18 protein-coding genes and 2 pseudogenes are annotated in these 17,857 nt (G+C 39.0%); 10 read left to right on the top strand and 10 right to left on the bottom strand.

Annotated features, from left to right (window positions below; translation table 11 throughout):
- Positions 1-43: 43 nt before the first annotated feature.
- Positions 44-171: pseudogene (locus HMPREF2795_RS11055) on the bottom strand (AAA family ATPase); the annotation flags it as partial.
- 121 nt (positions 172-292) lie between these two features.
- Positions 293-664 carry a hypothetical protein gene (locus HMPREF2795_RS10835; RefSeq protein ID WP_049509230.1) on the bottom strand — a complete coding sequence of 124 codons (372 nt, stop codon included), beginning with the start codon at positions 662-664 and terminating at the stop codon, positions 293-295.
- 205 nt (positions 665-869) lie between these two features.
- On the opposite strand from HMPREF2795_RS10835, the gene rpsO reads away from it, so the two are divergent.
- The 8 genes and pseudogenes from rpsO to HMPREF2795_RS10745 form a co-directional block, all read left to right on the top strand.
- A complete protein-coding gene (rpsO, locus tag HMPREF2795_RS01490) occupies positions 870-1,139 on the top strand; it encodes a 30S ribosomal protein S15 (protein WP_001018251.1) in 270 nt (89 codons plus the stop codon).
- A 592-nt stretch (positions 1,140-1,731) separates the two neighbouring features.
- Positions 1,732-2,778: a FecCD family ABC transporter permease gene (locus HMPREF2795_RS01485; protein ID WP_049509229.1), complete on the top strand. Its 1,047-nt coding sequence runs from the start codon at positions 1,732-1,734 to the stop codon at positions 2,776-2,778.
- Between the two features lies 1 nt (position 2,779).
- Positions 2,780-3,535, top strand: a complete 756-nt coding sequence (locus tag HMPREF2795_RS01480) for an ABC transporter ATP-binding protein (protein WP_049509228.1) — start codon at positions 2,780-2,782, stop codon at positions 3,533-3,535.
- 22 nt (positions 3,536-3,557) lie between these two features.
- A complete protein-coding gene (locus tag HMPREF2795_RS01475) occupies positions 3,558-4,568 on the top strand; it encodes an ABC transporter substrate-binding protein (RefSeq protein ID WP_075228039.1) in 1,011 nt (336 codons plus the stop codon).
- On the top strand, positions 4,549-5,244 hold the full coding sequence (locus tag HMPREF2795_RS01470; RefSeq protein ID WP_075228038.1) for an alpha/beta hydrolase-fold protein: 696 nt from the start codon (positions 4,549-4,551) through the stop codon (positions 5,242-5,244). Before HMPREF2795_RS01475 ends, HMPREF2795_RS01470 begins: the two co-directional genes overlap by 20 nt.
- Positions 5,245-5,400: 156 nt before the next feature.
- The gene (locus HMPREF2795_RS01465; protein WP_049509225.1) at positions 5,401-6,744 is read left to right on the top strand and encodes a DEAD/DEAH box helicase; all 1,344 of its coding nucleotides are present in this window, start codon (positions 5,401-5,403) and stop codon (positions 6,742-6,744) included.
- A gap of 56 nt (positions 6,745-6,800) precedes the next feature.
- Positions 6,801-6,980, top strand: coding sequence for a hypothetical protein (locus HMPREF2795_RS10830; protein ID WP_080980069.1), 180 nt, complete (start codon positions 6,801-6,803; stop codon positions 6,978-6,980).
- A 91-nt stretch (positions 6,981-7,071) separates the two neighbouring features.
- Positions 7,072-7,266: pseudogene (locus HMPREF2795_RS10745) on the top strand (helix-turn-helix domain-containing protein); the annotation flags it as partial.
- A gap of 202 nt (positions 7,267-7,468) precedes the next feature.
- Here HMPREF2795_RS10745 and HMPREF2795_RS01455 read toward each other — a convergent pair.
- From HMPREF2795_RS01455 to guaA, 5 genes are all read right to left on the bottom strand, one after another.
- Positions 7,469-8,470, bottom strand: a complete 1,002-nt coding sequence (locus tag HMPREF2795_RS01455; protein ID WP_049509661.1) for a sensor histidine kinase — start codon at positions 8,468-8,470, stop codon at positions 7,469-7,471.
- Positions 8,460-9,143 carry a response regulator transcription factor gene (locus tag HMPREF2795_RS01450; RefSeq protein WP_049509660.1) on the bottom strand — a complete coding sequence of 228 codons (684 nt, stop codon included), beginning with the start codon at positions 9,141-9,143 and terminating at the stop codon, positions 8,460-8,462. The genes HMPREF2795_RS01455 and HMPREF2795_RS01450 overlap by 11 nt, the downstream gene beginning before the upstream one ends.
- A 32-nt stretch (positions 9,144-9,175) precedes the next feature.
- A complete protein-coding gene (locus tag HMPREF2795_RS01445; RefSeq protein WP_049509659.1) occupies positions 9,176-11,230 on the bottom strand; it encodes an FtsX-like permease family protein in 2,055 nt (684 codons plus the stop codon).
- Positions 11,220-11,993 carry an ABC transporter ATP-binding protein gene (locus HMPREF2795_RS01440; RefSeq protein WP_049509658.1) on the bottom strand — a complete coding sequence of 258 codons (774 nt, stop codon included), beginning with the start codon at positions 11,991-11,993 and terminating at the stop codon, positions 11,220-11,222. The genes HMPREF2795_RS01445 and HMPREF2795_RS01440 overlap by 11 nt, the downstream gene beginning before the upstream one ends.
- 245 nt (positions 11,994-12,238) lie before the next feature.
- Entirely contained in the window at positions 12,239-13,801 is a 1,563-nt protein-coding gene (guaA, locus tag HMPREF2795_RS01435; RefSeq protein WP_075228037.1) for a glutamine-hydrolyzing GMP synthase, read from the bottom strand.
- Positions 13,802-13,941: 140 nt separating this feature from the next.
- Between guaA and HMPREF2795_RS01430 the strand changes: the two genes are divergently transcribed.
- Positions 13,942-14,640, top strand: coding sequence for a GntR family transcriptional regulator (locus HMPREF2795_RS01430; RefSeq protein WP_075228036.1), 699 nt, complete (start codon positions 13,942-13,944; stop codon positions 14,638-14,640).
- 238 nt (positions 14,641-14,878) lie between these two features.
- The gene (gene metK / locus HMPREF2795_RS01425; protein WP_000003967.1) at positions 14,879-16,069 is read left to right on the top strand and encodes a methionine adenosyltransferase; all 1,191 of its coding nucleotides are present in this window, start codon (positions 14,879-14,881) and stop codon (positions 16,067-16,069) included.
- 35 nt (positions 16,070-16,104) lie between these two features.
- Here the strand turns inward: metK and HMPREF2795_RS01420 are convergent, their stop codons facing one another.
- From HMPREF2795_RS01420 to HMPREF2795_RS01410, 3 genes are all read right to left on the bottom strand, one after another.
- A complete protein-coding gene (locus tag HMPREF2795_RS01420; protein WP_000411987.1) occupies positions 16,105-16,737 on the bottom strand; it encodes a GNAT family N-acetyltransferase in 633 nt (210 codons plus the stop codon).
- A 226-nt stretch (positions 16,738-16,963) separates the two neighbouring features.
- The gene (locus HMPREF2795_RS01415) at positions 16,964-17,263 is read right to left on the bottom strand and encodes a DUF1827 family protein (protein ID WP_000767183.1); all 300 of its coding nucleotides are present in this window, start codon (positions 17,261-17,263) and stop codon (positions 16,964-16,966) included.
- Positions 17,264-17,326: 63 nt separating this feature from the next.
- Positions 17,327-17,776 (bottom strand): NUDIX hydrolase, encoded by a 450-nt coding sequence (locus HMPREF2795_RS01410; protein WP_000184295.1) that lies wholly within the window; start codon positions 17,774-17,776, stop codon positions 17,327-17,329.
- Positions 17,777-17,857 lie beyond the last annotated feature (81 nt).

Genomic DNA, 17,857 nt, shown 5'->3' with positions numbered 1-17,857 from the left:
TATTTTTATAGCAGAAGTGTTTCCCTATTTTTGCAGTTTTAAATCAAGAAAAACAAAAAGCGACCTCCTCAAAAGGACGTCGCAACGTGGTTCCACCTTCATTTATGTACAACAAAAACTGTTGACACCTCTGATTGGCTCTAACGTGGCCACCGTTTTATGTTTGCATAAAAGTTAGTAGAGTAGTATCAGTTTAGACTTCCTATGCGTTCTCAGCAACCACGCACTCTCTAAAAGAAAGATTCTAAGCGACTTGTCTCTATGCATTATTATAGCATGATTGCGAGATTTTTCAAGGATTTTGTGAAAGTTTTTTGTTTTTCAGTTTTTGAACCAGATACCTGATAATGGCACCAATAACTGTACCTAGTATAATAAGAATTTCATAGGCTAGGAAATAAACAATAATAAATTCTCTGAAAGGAATAATAGTAAAACAATAGAGCAAGCAACTACCTAGAAGCCAATGCAGTGAAAAACCAAAACGATAACTATAAAGAAGAGAAACTATAAAAACTACAACAGGCGAAATGATGAATATATTTAGAAGATAGAGGCCTGTTAAATCAGGATTCGATGATAGTAGTATAAATAATCCATAAAGTGGCCAATAAAAGAAAAATACGACCAGATAGTAGGGGAGATATTTGAAAAATTTACGCATGGTAATCACCTCACTTTTCAAGCTGTCTACTTAGATATCCTTCCTATAACTATTATAGCATATTTGTGGTATGGATAGTAAATCAGTTGACAAAGAACTTAGTTATTGGTAGAATAGAAATTGTCTTAAAGACAAATAACTTCTTCTTGGTTACAGGCATGCCAACCTGTCACTCGGATGAAGCCAAATAAAAAGGAGAAACATCATGGCAATCTCAAAAGAGAAAAAAAATGAAATCATCGCACAATATGCACGTCACGAAGGTGATACAGGTTCAGTAGAGGTTCAAGTTGCTGTCCTTACTTGGGAAATCAACCACCTTAACGAACACATCAAACAACACAAAAAAGACCACGCTACTTACCGTGGATTGATGAAGAAAATCGGTCGCCGTCGTAACTTGCTTGCATACTTGCGTAAAAACGACGTTAACCGTTACCGTGAGTTGATCAACTCTCTAGGACTTCGTCGCTAATCTGCTTTATTTTCCACTTACATTGCGTTGTCACCTTACCTCGATATACTCAAGTATAATCTTCGGTTACGATTCCTAGCACTGTAAGGTAAAATAAACCAGAATGATCTCCCTTCGGGGAGATTTTTTGTTTTACTAACATTTTTGTACAATCTTCGGCTTGCCGCCTAGTCTATAAACGTTTGATCCAGCAAGAATCATGATGCTAAGGGCGTAAGAAATCCGTATGAAAATAGGGAAACGACACCGTGTTCGATGAACACAAGGAGTTTCATCTTTTTCACTAGGATTTTAGCCCGAGCTCAAATCAGCTCTCTGACCTCAGGGAGCTTTTTTTATTTTTGTCACCTACCTCGATATACTCAAGTATAATCTTAGGTTACGGTTCCTAGTACTGTAAGGTAAAATAAACCAGAATGATCTCCCTTCGGGGAGTTTTTTTGTTCACTAGGATTTTAGCCCGAGCTCAATCAGCTATCTAGTTTTAACAGTCTTTTTAGCTGTATCTTTCTAGTCTTGTCCCTACTTTAGAAATGTGGTATACTATTTATGAAAATTGTCTAAATTTTTAATTTTATTAAGGGAGAGTTTTATGATTTCCAAATCTTCTGGAAGCCATCAAAACCTGCGGTATGTTTTTCTCCTATCTCTGTTGCTGGGAGCTTTGGGAGTTTCTCTATTTTTGGCTGTTTCTATGGGTTCAGTTCAAATTAGCTTGAGTGATACTTATCGGATTATTTTGAGTAAGATGGGGGCTCCTCTGGATATAGGAGACCTTTCGAAGTCTACACTTGCTATTGTTTGGAATATGAGATTACCACGGGTTTTTCTTGGTTTGATAGTTGGTGCTGGCCTTTCCATGTGTGGTAGCGTTATGCAGTCAACAGTCAATAATCCAATCGCAGAACCTTATGTGTTAGGAATTTCAGCTGGGGCAACCTTTGGTGCGACTTTGAGCATCATTCTCGGGTTTAAGGTCATGATTGGTCTTGGCTCTTTCCTTGGAGCGCTTGTGGCAACAATTGCAGTTCTACTCATTGCATCCATGCAGGGCAGAATGACAACTTCAAGCCTGATTTTATCCGGGACAGTAGTGAATGCACTATTTTTGGCTTTTTCAAACTTTATTATCTCAATTGGCGCTAATGCTGATAGTGTCATGACCATCAAGTTTTGGACCATGGGTTCTTTAGCGGGGACTTCCTGGGCTCACTTAACCTTGCCAACTATAATCGTGGGAATTGCTTTTTTATTTTTCTCTACCCAATATCGTGTTTTTAATGCCATGATGATGGGTGATGAGGCGGCTTTGACCTTAGGGATTCCCCTACGTTTTTACTGGTATCTTTATGTGACGATTGTGGCTGTAATGACAGCAATCTTGGTATCGACCTGTGGGATTATTGGTTTTGTTGGTCTCATCACACCTCATTTGGCACGAAGTTTGGTTGGTACTAATTACAGAAGACTTTTTCCGATCGCTACTTTGCTCGGCGCCCTCTTTGTTATCTGGGCAGATGTCCTTGCTCGTGTCTTGATTCAAAATGCTGAGCTGCCGATTGGGATTTTCACGGCTCTAGTAGGTGCTCCTTTCTTTATTTACATGGTTGGAAGTAGACGAGGGGAGGTGAAAGTCTGATATGGACTTAATGTGCCAGGATATTCACTTTGGAATAGGAGAGAAAAAAATTCTCAAAGGAGTGTCGCTCAAACTGGAGGGCAAGCAATTTCATACCATTTTGGGACCCAATGGAAGTGGGAAAACTAGCTTGCTGAAACTCCTCTATCGACAGGAAAAACCTGATCAAGGTTTGATTTCTCTAAATGGGAAACCGATAGAACAAATGAGCGTCAAGGAAACGGCAAAACAGATGGCAGTCGTCACGCAGTTTAATCAGTTACAATTTGATTGTAGGGTTGAGGAAATCGTCATGCTGGGCAGAACACCCCATCTCTCTTTCTTACAAAAGGAAAAAGAAAAAGACTTTACCTTGGTTGAGGATGCTCTGGTCAAGGTAGATATGTTCGAAAAGAGAAATCGACTCTACTCTTCTCTGTCAGGAGGAGAGAAGCAGCGGGTTTTATTGGCACGAGCCTTGGCCCAAGAACCGACTCTCCTGCTCTTAGACGAACCGACCAATCATTTGGATATCAAGTACCAACTAGACTTGTTAACCATTGTCAAACATCTCCATATCAATGTGCTAGCAGTGTTGCATGATATTCAGCTAGCTTGTCGCTATTCAGACTATCTCTATCTGATGAAAGAAGGAGAGATTGTTTACCAAGGGACTCCAAAAGAGACCATCACTCCTGAGTCTTTGCAGGCTGTCTATGGTGTCCAAAGTAAGGTTACTTGGACAGAAGATCAGCAAGCCATGATTCACTATTTATAAAAAATGAAAAGGAAAACAAAACATGAAAAAATCAATCGGTATTTTGCTCCTAACAGTAGCTACCTTAACTTTGGCAGCTTGTGGCAATAGTTCAACAGAAAAAGCTACCACACAATCAAGCGCAGAGACAAGTCAAAAATCTACTACAGAAACCAACTATCCTGTAACCATCAAAACTTATGATGCCAAAGGAAACGAAGTCGAACAAGTCTTTGAAAGGGCACCTGAAAAGGTTATTACCAACAATCTTTCAACAACTGAAATCCTACTCGAACTTGGTTTGAAGGATAAAATTGCCGGCATGCTCAATCCTGATAATGCCGTAACTGGTAAATACAAGGAAGCAATTGAAGCCATCCCTCATATTGGGGATAAAAAATCAGTCTCACAAGAAACGGTTCTTTCTTATGAACCAGATGCTTTGATGGGACGTAATATGATGTTCTCTGAAAAGTCAATGGGAACTATCAGCGCTTGGAATGAAAATAAAATCCCTGTTTATACGCAAAAAGCCTCACTTTCAAATATCCAACAGGATTTGGGAAATATCGTAGAAGATGTGAAGAATCTTGGTACCATTTTCAATGTCCAAGACAAGGCTAATCAATACGCAGAGCAATTGCAAGCTAAAATCGATGCGGTTAAAAAAGCTAACCCAGAAACACAGGGTGAAAAGAAAAAGGCTTTGATTATGGTAGCCTACAATGACGAAACTTTTGGTGCTTACAAGTCAGCCCTTCAAGAAAGCTTGCTCAACCAACTTGGTTACACAAATGTCGCAACAGGAACTTCTGGCTTGACCCTGGAAAATCTAGTATCAATGGATCCAGAGCTGATTATCTATGTAACCAGCGACCGCAATCAAAAGTTGGATGAAAAAGCAGTGGATTTGATGAAGGCAAATGCTGTTTTGGAAAATGTCCCAGCAATCAAGAATCAAAAAATCATGACCATCTCTTACGATGAGTTGATGGATTACGGTCCTGCAGTGATTGACTCCCTTGAAAAAATCAATGACTTTATCAAGAAATAAGGAGTTTAACTGGGAAGGGATTCAGGTTAGGGTCAGCCTTCCTTCAACCTATGACTCTAAACAAGCCTACCCAGTTGTGCTTTTAAACGATGGGGAACTGGATTATTTATCAGACCTATCCCAATCTGTGATTTTGGTGGGCTTGATTCCAGAAAATCGTCTGGATGACTTTACACCCTGGCAGTCTAAGGCTTTGAAAGAAGGGACCCCAGATTTTGGTGGGAAGATAGATGCATACCATCAGAAGCTCTTTCAAGGGATTCTAACAACTCTGCAAAAGGACTACTTGATTGATGAAAGTCGAATTGCCTATGGTGGCTATTCACTGGGCGGTCTTGCTGCTGTTTATAGTCTCTATAGTAGCTATCTTCCTTTGAGCTGTATTTTCTCTATCTGTGGTTCCTTCTGGTATCCAGACTTTATAGATTTTTGTAGGGAACATGACTTGATACAGAGCCAAAGATTTATTTATCTACAAAATGGTCAGACAGAAGGTGCTAATCATTCCAACCGTTTGTCTAAGGCTCCTATTTATGCCAGAGATCTACATGATCTGATTTCAGAGAATGTGCCTTCGACTTATTGCACATTTGATGCTTATGGGCATCATGAAGCTCTCGACCAACGCTATCATCATTTTTGTGATTGGCTGAGAGAAGAGTGGAAGCTTACGTAAAAATCTAATACTCTTTGTTTAGGATGGACAGAGAGTATTTTTCTTGTCATTATTCGGGTATATTTTGAAATTTCCACGTGATTATCCAAAACGAAAGTTTAACTGTAATGCATCAAAATGTGGTATAATGAGTAAATAGATAGAATCGAGGATATTATGTCATTTACGAAATTTAAGTTTAAAAAATATATAGAAGAAGCCTTGGAGGAGTTGAAGTTTACCACTCCAACAGAGGTGCAAGATAAGTTGATTCCTATTGTCTTGGCAGGTCGTGACTTGGTTGGTGAATCAAAAACAGGTTCAGGGAAAACTCATACCTTCTTGCTTCCAATTTTCCAACAGTTGGATGAAGAGAGCGATAGCGTGCAGGCAGTTATCACAGCTCCGAGTCGTGAGTTAGCAACACAGATTTATCAAGCTGCTCGTCAGATTGCAGGACACTCAGAAGTAGAGATTCGTGTCGTTAACTATGTGGGTGGTACGGACAAGGCCCGTCAGATTGAAAAATTGGCAAGTAATCAGCCCCATATTGTTATCGGAACACCAGGTCGTATCTATGATTTGGTAAAATCAGGCGATTTAGCTATCCACAAGTCTAAGACCTTTGTAGTCGATGAAGCTGATATGACCTTGGATATGGGATTCCTAGAGACGGTTGATAAGATTGCAGGAAGTCTTCCGAAAGACTTACAGTTTATGGTCTTTTCAGCGACTATCCCACAAAAACTGCAACCATTCTTGAAAAAATACTTGTCTAATCCAGTTATGGAAAAAATCAAGACCAAAACAGTTATCTCAGATACCATTGATAACTGGTTGATTTCGACTAAAGGTCGTGATAAGAATGCCCAGATTTATGAATTGACTCAAGTCATGCAACCATACTTAGCTATGATTTTTGTCAATACTAAAACGCGGGCTGATGAATTGCATACATACTTAACAGCCCAAGGCTTGAAGGTTGCTAAGATTCATGGGGATATTGCTCCTCGTGAACGTAAACGGATCATGAATCAGGTCAAAAATCTTGATTTTGAGTATATCGTAGCAACTGACCTGGCTGCGCGTGGGATTGACATCGAAGGTGTCAGTCACGTTATTAATGATGCTATTCCACAAGACTTGTCCTTCTTTGTCCACCGTGTCGGACGAACTGGACGTAATGGCTTACCAGGAACAGCCATTACACTTTACCAGCCTAGTGATGACTCAGATATTCGTGAGTTGGAAAAACTAGGAATTAAGTTTACTCCTAAGATGGTTAAAGACGGAGAGTTCCAAGATACTTATGACCGTGACCGCCGTGCTAATCGTGAGAAGAAACAGGAAAAACTGGACATCGAAATGATTGGCTTGGTTAAAAAGAAAAAGAAAAAAGTCAAACCAGGTTATAAGAAAAAAATCCAGTGGGCCGTCGATGAAAAACGCCGTAAAACCAAGCGAGCAGAAGGTCGTGCTCGCGGACGTGCAGAGCGAAAAGCCAAGCGCCAGACATTTTAAGAATAAAACAGTAGAACCGAGTCGGTTTTACTGTTTTTTTATAGTTCTACACTGGGATTGGTGAAATAAATGTTATTGTTTATTTGATATATGTGTGTACTGGTCTCGCTCCTCTCTTTCATATATCGATCATCGGCTCAGAGGTGACTACTGGAAAAATTGTTTTAACCATCTTAGGTATAGTCTACGCTATTTTTTTAACGATTGCTAGAATTTATCGAAAGTTTTTCTGGTAAGAATCATATTGAAATGTTAAAATCCCATCAGAAATTTGAACTGCACCTCAAAAGTTAGACAGAAAAAATCTAACTTTTGGGGTGTTTTATTATGAAATTGAATTATGAAGATAAAGTTCAGATTTATGAACTAAGAAAGCAAGGACAAAGCTTCAAACAGCTTTTGAAAAGATTTGGTGTGGATGTTTCTGGTCTAAAGTACATGATGAAATTAATTGACCGTTATGGCATAGATATCGTCAAGAAAGGGATGAATCGTTATTATTCTCCAGAACTAAAACAACAAACGAATTAAAGTCAAACTAAAACTATTTTTCATCAAATACCTTAATATACTTGACAAATGGTAGAAAAGGACTTAGCCCTGTGCAATACAGAACTAAATCCTTTCAATAATTATTTGTCCAACTTTTGGGGGTCAGTACAGCTTTCCTTTTTGGTATAAAATATGTGCTTTCTATGACTAGGCAATTTTCTTAATCGAAAAATTACGAAATAGAAAGAGAGATTTCAAATCCATGCATCCATTCGGATTTTACTACGATGTCGATTTTTAAAGCATCTGCTAATTGTTTGACAAGATAGAGACCCATGCCTGTTGATTTTTTCCTTGTCTCTCCTGAATCACCTGTAAATCCTTTTTCAAAGATATGAGGGAGGTCGCAAGCTTTAACTCCACACCCATTATCCCTAATAATCAGGGTTTTGCGCTCCTTGTCACTTGACATAGAAATCTTGAGTTCTGGTTTATCAGAGCTATATTTAAGGGCGTTGGCTAATATTTGAGACAGGATAAATCCAAAACTGCGTTGATCGGTGTAGCAGATTCCTTGTATGTTTTCTAACTTAATCGTAAAATTCTTTTCTTTGAGCAAGGGGTCAAAGTTCTCCAAAAGATCTTGGATACACTCTTCTAGGTCAAGGTCTTCAAATAGAAAATCATTTTTCTCACTTTTCACCCTGTAGTAGAATAGGATCTGTGATACATTTTCTTGGATTTGATTTTTCACATAGTCCAATTTAAAAGCAGTATCCTCAGGTAGTTGGTCACTTTGATTGTCTAAAAGGAGGGAAAGAAGCGATAAAGGAAGTTTAATCTCATGCGCCCATTTTTCAACATAGTCCTCGTACTCGGCTAGTAATGAGTTGAGTTTTCCTATTTGAGCCTGCTTTTGATAAAGTGTATCTGCTATTTTTTCAATGCTTTCTTTCTCTGAGACACTTGATAAATTCAATAATTCAAGCTCAGTATCGATTTTAGGATTGGCTATGAAGGATTTATAAGCAGCGGATTTTTTTCTTTCTTTTCTTATAAGTAAGAATGATAGGATGAAAAAAAGTAGGACGGTGGCTAAAATATAGAGAAGGATGAGAGCTTGAAACATTCTCACATCTGAAAGCCAAAGCAGGACAGCTGTAAATAGGTCAAATGCTAAGAGAACAAGTAACCAAGGTAGATAACTAGCTAGATATTTTAGATTATATTTCATCTGGACTTACCTCTTCTAGCTTGTAACCAATACCTCTGACGGACTTGACTTTAAGGGCAATGCCAGCCTGTTTCATCATCTTTTTCAGCCTTGCAATGTTTACTTGTAGGGCATTTTCATCGATGAACTCAGTTGTATTCCACAGTTTCATGCTTAGTTCTTCTTTTGTGACGACTGAATCAGTTGCCACTAATAAGGTTTCTAACAATTTCCCTTGATTTTTAGGGAGTAAAATCGAATGTCCGTTGATATAAAGAGTATAGGTATTTCTATCCAGCAGGAAATTATCTTTTTCAAGCAAATTTTGTCTACCTTCATAGCGTTTCAAGATATTTTCTATACGAGCCAAGAATCTTTCTTTCTTGAAAGGTTTTGTTAAATACTCGTCAGCCCCTAATTTTAGGGCGTAAATCTCATCTTTTAGTTGTTCACGGGAGGTGAGAATCAATATGGGCACAGAGCGTTTGGACTTGAGATTCTTACAAATGTGGAAACCTGTTTCTCCTGGCAAATTCAAATCCAGTATGATTAGATCCGTATCGTATTGCAACACTTGTTGGCTTGTATCTTTGAAGTCAGTCAACTTATCAACTTGATAATTCGCTTTCTCTAACAAGATGACAATTTCATCTCGAATCAAGGCCTCATCCTCAATAACCAGGATATGCTTCATATTGGTTCCTCCTTTTCCTATTTTATTCTATCTTATTCATCTCTTTTGGGTTCCATTAAGGACAACAAGTATTTGTTGCTATTTTTCTTTACAATTCTGATATAGATGACTTCAAAACCTGCTAAGAGCAGTACTATCAGCATGGCTGTGATAAATTTCTGCCCCATGACCATTCTTATACTGGCTGGTACTATTCCTGTGAGGAGAGAGCTCACTCCGAAGCTACTACTGATAAGTGCAAGGGCTATTGGCAGACCGAAATACCAGTTGATTTGCTTTTCTGACGATTTACAAAGAGTTTCGTAGTTGGCTCCGAGATGGATCAAGGTTTGGTATCGTCTGTAGGATTGTCTCTGACCCATCAAAAATTGAACGCCAATGATTGTATTTGCCACAACAAGGAAGATGATAGCTAGATAGATAGTGATATAGCTGGCAGAGATAATGTAAAATAATTGTCTTCCCATATTTTGTATATAGCTTTCATAGCCAAGAGAGGTTTGATTTAGCTTTTCATTGGTATCTGAGATAGCTCTCATCAAGCCTTTTTCCTTGACTAGCTCAGGAGCCAAGATACCGCTGACATAGTTCGAATAGTGACCGTCTGTATAACTCATAAAGGTCTCATCTGGGACTATGAGGGCAACAGAGAGGGTGATCTCACGATCCGTTACGATTGGCAAAGACTCCACCTCTCCAATCAATTTTACATCATTTTCCATGACATTGATTTGAGGCTTCGTCTTCAGAACAGAGTTGACGAGACTTTCATCTGGGAGAAAATCTTTCCCCATATACAAGTAGGCTTCCTTGCTAGTTAATTCTAGAGGAGGGAGATTGGCAGCCTTTCTAAGTTCATTGTATTCGGAAACTGGCATGAGGTGGGAAGTAGTAGACTGTTTAAATTTACGGAGCAAAATTTCCTTGTTCTTGCTGTCTTTTTGCTTTTTCAACTCCTTGATGACCTCTTCGAAGGACACGGACTCGTGTTCTTTCGGTTTGCCGATTTTGATTTGCAGAATCTTTGAAAACTGTGATGCTAGTCCAGCAGCTTCAAGCTCTTTTTTTACTGTATTTACATCAAGATTTTCATCTGTATCCTGCTTGCTATCTCTAAATGTATAATCCAATACGTGGGTTTGATTGCCTGAATTGCCACTTGCAATGGCAACACCTGCTCCAAAGAGGCACAAGGCAGAGAAGATTAAGAGGGAGCAGATAGCCAGTATAGTTGAGCGCTGGATAACTAATTCCTGAATCTGTCTAAAATTATAGGCATGAAGTTTTCGATTGTTTCCAAGCTTGACCAAAAAGTCTATAAATAAACGCATACCAAAGAAGAGGAGGATAGTTCCTAGAGTCCCCAAGAAAACAGTGATGCCCATGGTTATGACACTTTTCCAAGCTCGTCCACTCATACCCATGTAATAGGTTGTTCCTAGAAGCAAAATTCCGAGGACTGAAGCAAGAAGGTACACCCCCTTGGGGAGTAGTTTCTTCATTCCAGAAGGAGAATAGGATAGCAGATTTCCAATTTCCTTATTGGCCGTCTTTGCACTTAAAAGAACAAAAACAGCTAATTTTACAGCTAGGAAACCGATGATTGTATAGAATAGAGCTGTGGTAGATAGAGAAAACTGATGTTCAATAATCCCTAGCCCAACAATTTTAGCGGTTATTAGGCTAATCAGTTCTGAAATCAAGATTGAAATTGGAAGACCTATTCCAAGAGCAAGGATACTGTTTCTCAAATCCTCGAGTAGGAGCAGCAAGAACAGTTTGCTTCTTCGCATCCCTAGCGTTAGATAGACACCAAATTCATGTTTTCTCCTTTCCATCTGCATACTGCTTGCGAAGTAGACTAGAAAAAAGAGAATAAAGAGGGTTGCTACATAAAGAATGGGAATCATGCTAAAGAGTTTATTTACAGCGTCACTCTCTATTTGTTTGAGAAAGATCATCGCATCTTGATGGGACAAAGAAAGGATGATGTAAAAGGAGATAATAGAAAGAACCATGGAACTGAAATACAAGCCATTATTCTTTCGATCCCTCTTGCTATTTCTTGAGACTAATTTAGAAAACATTGCCATCACCTCCAGCCAGTGCAGACATGACCTTTAGTATTCTGTGGTAAAAATCTTCTTGACTTTCTCTTGGATAATCGCGTCGAATTTCATGGAATAGTTTTCCGTCTTGGATAAACAAGATGCGGTTGCAAAAGCTGGCAGCGACTGAATCGTGGGTCACCATGAGAATGGTGGTTTCTTCCACTTGATTCATTTCGGATAATTTTTGCATCAAAATGGTCGCATTTTTTGAATCCAAAGCTCCTGTGGGCTCATCTGCAAATACAATCTTAGGGTCTAAAATTAAGGCACGCGCAGCAGCTACCCTTTGTCGTTGACCACCTGATAATTGAGATGGGAACTTATCCAGAAGTTCAGAAATATCTAGATATTGGGAAAGCAATTCTAACCGAACCTTGCTTTCGTTGGCATCGACCTTGTGCAAAGACAAGGGGAGTAAAATATTTTCTTTGGCTGTCAGATTGTCCAAAAGCTCAAAATTTTGAAAAAGGTAACCAATTTCCTTGCCACGATAATCAGCTAACTGACTACCTTTTAACTGACTTAAATCTTTTTCTTGCATTTGAATGGAGCCATCAGTTGGTTTGATGATAGTAGCGAGACAGTTAAGAAGGGTTGTTTTCCCAGAACCACTGCTCCCCATAATCCCTAAGAACTCACCTTTGACAACTTGAAAAGATATACCGTTCAAGGCTTTGGTGATATTCGGCTCTTTTCCATAATGCTTTTTTAATGATTCTACTCGTAAAATTGTTTCCATGTGAAACACCTCCATCTTTTGTTACTTTCATTATAATATGAATCAGAGTAGAATAACACTTACGTATGATGTAAGAAATCTTTATCATTAGGTTATTGGAGCTATACTTACTATATTATAGCATGGTTTCAAGGATTTAAAAAGAGGAGTTGAGAGTCGAGAAATTTTCCTAATATTGAAATAAAAAAAATAATACCACTGTAGTCCATGCTCCAGCAGTATTATTTATTATTTTATAGGAAACTCTATTCCCACTCAACAGTTGCAGGTGGTTTACTTGTAATATCATAGACGATGCGGTTAACGTGGTCAACTTCGTTTACGATACGAACTGAAATTTTTTGGAGAACTTCCCAAGGAATCTTAGCGAAGTCAGCTGTCATTCCGTCGATAGAAGTGATGGCACGGATAGCAATGGTATAGTCATAAGTACGACCATCTCCCATAACCCCTACTGAACGAACGCCAGTGTTAACAGTGAAATATTGCCAGATATCACGGTCAAGACCAGCTTTGGCGATTTCTTCACGAAGGATAGCGTCTGATTCACGAACAGTTTCAAGTTTTTCTTCAGTGATTTCCCCCATGACACGGATAGCAAGTCCTGGTCCTGGGAATGGTTGGCGCCATACGATGTGGTCTGGCATACCAAGTTCAGTACCAAGAGCACGAACTTCATCCTTGTAAAGAGTGTTAAGAGGTTCGATGAGTTCAAACTGCATGTCTTCTGGAAGTCCCCCAACGTTGTGGTGAGATTTAATAGTTTGAGCAGTATCAGTACCTGACTCGATAACGTCTGTATAAAGAGTTCCTTGCGCAAGGAATTTCACATCTTTTAGTTTGCTTGCTTCATCATCAAAGACATAGACAAACTCGTTACCGATAATCTTACGTTTTTGCTCTGGATCAGACACACCAGCAAGTTTATCCAAGAAACGTTTAGCAGCATCTGCTTTGACAATGTTCAAACCAAACTTACCACCAAGCATATCCATAACTTGGTCAGCTTCTCCTTTACGAAGAAGACCGTGGTCTACAAAGATACAGATCAATTGATCGCCGATGGCTTTTTGGAGGAGAACCCCAACAACAGAAGAGTCAACACCACCTGAAAGACCAAGGAGAACACGTTTGTCTCCAACCTTTTCACGGATTTGTTTGATTTGCATCTCGATGAAGTTATCCATAGTCCAGTCACCTTTGGCACCACAGATATTGAGAGCGAAGTTACGAAGGATATCATAACCGTGAACTGAGTGACGAACCTCTGGGTGGAATTGGATACCGTAGATTTTCTTATCTGGATTTTCAATAGATGCGTATGGACAGTCAGCTGATGTACCAGTACGAACGAAATCAGCTGGAATTTCAGTAACAGCATCTCCGTGGCTCATCAAAACTAGTTGCTCATCTGGAGTACCCGCAAAAAGAGCAGACTCTGTGTGAGTCAATTTTGATTGACCGTATTCGCGGTTACCAGCATCACCTGCAGGAACAACCTTACCACCAAGCTTGTGAGTCAATAGCTGCATACCGTAGCAGATTCCTAAAATTGGAATTCCAAGTTCAAAAATCTCTGGATCAATATCAAATGAGCCTTCTTCATAAACAGAGTTTGGACCACCTGAAAGTACAATCCCGATAGGATTGATAGCGCGGACTTCGTCAGCCGAAATCTTGTGACTTTTTAGTTCTGAAAAGACACCAATCTCACGGATACGACGTGAGATAAGTTGGTTATACTGGCTACCATAGTCCAGTACGATGATCTTTTCGACATCTTGCAAATCAGTTGAAATGTTGGTCATCTTTTCCCTTTCTTAAAAGAAATATCTTCTTGAATATTCTATCATAAATGCCCCAGAATTACCAACCAAACAAGTGCAGTTTGACTTTTCCCCATGAGATAGGGTACAATGGAAAAAATAAAGAAAAGAAGTGAGCAAGCATGTTACCAGCTTATATGAAAATCCACGACCAAATCAAGAAAGACATTGATGAGGGAAATTGGAAAATTGGAGAGAGACTCCCAAGCGAGAGAGACTTAGCTGAGGAATTTGAGGTTAGCCGTATGACCCTTCGTCAAGCCATCTCCCTTTTGGTCGAGGAAGGAGTTTTGGAGCGTCGTGTGGGTAGCGGGACCTTTGTTTCTAGTACTCGTGTTCAGGAAAAAATGCGTGGAACGACCAGTTTTACGGAAATCGTGAAGGCGCAGGGGAAAACACCATCGAGTCATCTGATTTCCTATCGTCGGACTATTCCGAATGAGCAAGAAGTTGAAAAATTAGGGATCAAGGCCACTGAAAATATTATTCGGATGGAACGTGTTCGTTATGCAGATCAAGTTCCTGTGGTCTATGAGGTGGCTTCTATTCCTGAGAAATTTATCAAAAATTTCAAGAAAGAAGAAGTAACCAAGCACTTCTTTCAAACCTTACAGAAACATGGTTATCGAATTGGTAAATCTCACCAGACTATTTATGCTCGCTTAGCCAAGGAAAAGATTGCTCATTATCTGGAAGTAGAAAAGGGGCATGCTATTTTAGGACTGACTCAGGTTTCTTACTTTGATGACGGTACAGCTTTTGAGTATGTAAAGAGCCAATACGTCGGAGAACGTTTTGAGTTTTATCTAGAAAATAATTAGTTTTTAAGAAATCTCTTGAAGTTGGAAATCCTATCCACTTTAAGAGTTTTTATTTGGCTAAGATTAGAAAACAGTTTCCAATTAAGAAAAATAGTAATCATACGAGTATTTTTTAAAGATTCGTGTTATAATAGTTAGGTTATATGGTCCCGATAAGGTGGTAGTGAAGGTCGTTTATCGATTCTCTACCAGTACTTTGTAACTCTATAACGAATATTTTTTAAGGGGGGACATTTTTATGTCAGAACGTAAATTATTCACGTCTGAATCTGTATCTGAGGGGCATCCAGATAAGATTGCAGACCAAATTTCAGATGCTATCTTGGATGCTATTTTAGAGCAAGATCCAGAAGCCCACGTTGCTGCTGAAACAGCTGTTTATACTGGTTCAGTTCATGTTTTTGGTGAAATTTCAACCAATGCCTATGTAGATATTAACCGTGTGGTACGTGATACCATTGCAGAGATTGGCTATACCAACACTGAGTATGGATTCTCAGCTGAAACAGTAGGAGTTCACCCATCACTTGTTGAGCAGTCTCCAGATATTGCCCAAGGTGTTAATGAAGCCTTGGAAGTTCGTGGAAATGCGGATCAAGATCCACTTGATTTGATTGGAGCTGGAGACCAAGGTCTCATGTTTGGTTTTGCAGTTAATGAAACTGAAGAACTCATGCCATTGCCAATCTCACTCAGCCACAAGTTGGTTCGTCGTTTGGCAGAGCTTCGTAAGTCTGGTGAAATTAGCTATCTTCGTCCAGATGCTAAATCACAAGTTACTGTTGAATATGATGAAAATGACCAGCCAGTGCGCGTGGATACAGTTGTTATTTCAACTCAACACGATCCAGAAGTTAGCAATGAACAAATTCATGAGGACGTGATTAACAAGGTTATCAAAGAAGTGATTCCAGCTTCTTATCTTGACGATGAAACTAAATTCTTCATCAATCCAACAGGTCGTTTCGTTATCGGAGGACCTCAAGGAGACTCAGGTTTGACTGGTCGTAAGATCATCGTGGATACTTATGGTGGTTACTCACGCCATGGTGGTGGTGCCTTCTCTGGTAAAGATGCAACTAAGGTTGACCGTTCAGCTTCTTATGCAGCTCGCTACATTGCCAAAAACATCGTTGCTGCAGGTCTCGCTAAGAAAGCAGAAGTTCAATTGGCTTATGCCATTGGTGTAGCTCAACCTGTATCTGTTCGTATCGATACCTTCGGTACTGGAACAGTAGCTGAAAGCAAGCTTGAAAAAGCAGCGCGTCAAATCTTTGACCTTCGTCCAGCAGGAATCATCCAAATGCTTGATCTCAAACGTCCAATCTACCGTCAAACTGCGGCTTATGGACACATGGGACGTACAGATATCGATCTTCCATGGGAACGCTTGGATAAGGTTGACGCCTTGAAAGAAGCAGTTAAATAAAGTAAAAAGGAGTTGATTTAAACTCCTTTTTTACTTTATTTATTGATAGTTTTTAAAAAAGCCCAGTTTCCAATAGACTTAGCCCCATACTCTAACTCCATAAAATCTAGCAATTCATAATCATTCTTTTTATAGAATGGAACATTTTTTTCTGTACTGGTAATGAGTCCTAAGCGCTTGCAGCCCTTGGATTTGACATAAGGCTCAACTGCGTCTCTAAGAAAAGCACTGCCCACACCTTGTCCTTTAACGGATGAATTGACTGCAAGGAGCATCAAATACCAGTCAAAGCTATTAGATTTTTTCAAATGTTCTTCGGAACGGTCTACTAAATCAAGATACTTCAAAAAATTTCGAGGACTAATGTAGCGAAACAGTTTTATGACACCATTTAGCAAGTAAGATAGGATAGAAAAATCATTTTGTTGTAATAAGGCGACAGCTAGGATTTCTGCGTCTTGTTCAGCTACTAAACAGGTCTCTTCTTTGATATAGAGGCGAGTCAGGAGACTTTCCAATAGTTCTAAAAAAGCAGGATAGTTTTCAGGTTTCTTGAGATCATCTATGATTAGAGTTAAAAATGGATAATCAAAGAAGCTATCGGCTATTACTTTTCCAATTTTTTGGTATTCGTCTAGCCTTGCTTTTCTGTATACTATTTTCTCCATTTATGAGCTCCTTTTTTAATGTTAGTAAATTATAATAGTAAAATTAATTGTTTTGATGATCAAGTACCGAGTTTTTACAAAAATATTACCAAACTTAGTAAGTTGAAGGATTGTTAGAAAACTCTTTCTGTAACACTGAATCTGATTTTAGAATATAGGATTAGACAGACAAAGAACACTCTAAAAAGTTAGAATTTTTAGAGTGTTGTCCAAATATTGCTAAGTTTTATTTTGTTGGGATTGAGATTTCAATCAATTTTTCAGAGTAGAGGGTCTTGATATTAGCTTCATCGATATTTTGCTTTTCGATCTTGCGATTCAAGAAAAATTCTTGGATTTTTTCTATTTCTTGTTCGCGGATAGCACGATGTTTATTGGAAATGAGGATTTCATAATGAAGCGGTGCCTGAGTAAAGATAACATCAGTGTTGCCTGCAGAGTAGACTTCTACGAGTGTAGCGTCGGTACTCTCCAGTTGGCTTTTAACAAGGTTTGAGTGAGAATTAGTAGTGTTGATGAGCTTCATAGGCTTTCCTCCTGTGTTTCTATTTCTATTATAGCACTTTTTGGAAAAATTGGAAAAGTTAATTTAAACTTGATGCTGTTTTTTCCAGGCTTCAATTGCCCATTTATGACTGCCACGTTTTAAGTTAGCAATGGCTTCATCGATTGGGAACCAAGCTAGATGATTGAAGTCCTCCAAAGGTTTTTGGATTTCTTGATAAGAAGTAGCTTCGTAAAGATAGGCTGGATTGTAGTAGTAAGTATCACGATGGCTGGAATAGAAATATTCATCTGCTTGTCCATAATAAGTGCCAATCTCAGCTGTAAAACCTAATTCTTCAATCAGTTCTCGTTTGAGAGCTTCAAAATGATCTTCACCTGCTTCAATCTCGCCACCAGGCAAGAACCATGCACCATTTGGAGCTTGAACGAGGATAATCTTTTCAAGTGCTGAGTCAGGGATGACTGCATAAACACCATATCTAGTTTTGTAGGTTACACCCTCTTTTTTTTCTCCAAAGGTTGGATTTGTCATAAATTTCTCCTTTATGTGTGCGCTTTCTTTCTATCATATTAAAGAATGCTCTTACTGTCAAGTAAGAACATTCTTTTAGTA

The sequence above is a fragment of the Streptococcus sp. HMSC056C01 genome (assembly GCF_001811305.1).
GTDB lineage: Bacteria > Bacillota > Bacilli > Lactobacillales > Streptococcaceae > Streptococcus.
The sequence above is the reverse complement of the archived record's forward strand: the minus strand, read 5'-3'. Positions and strand labels throughout refer to the sequence as shown.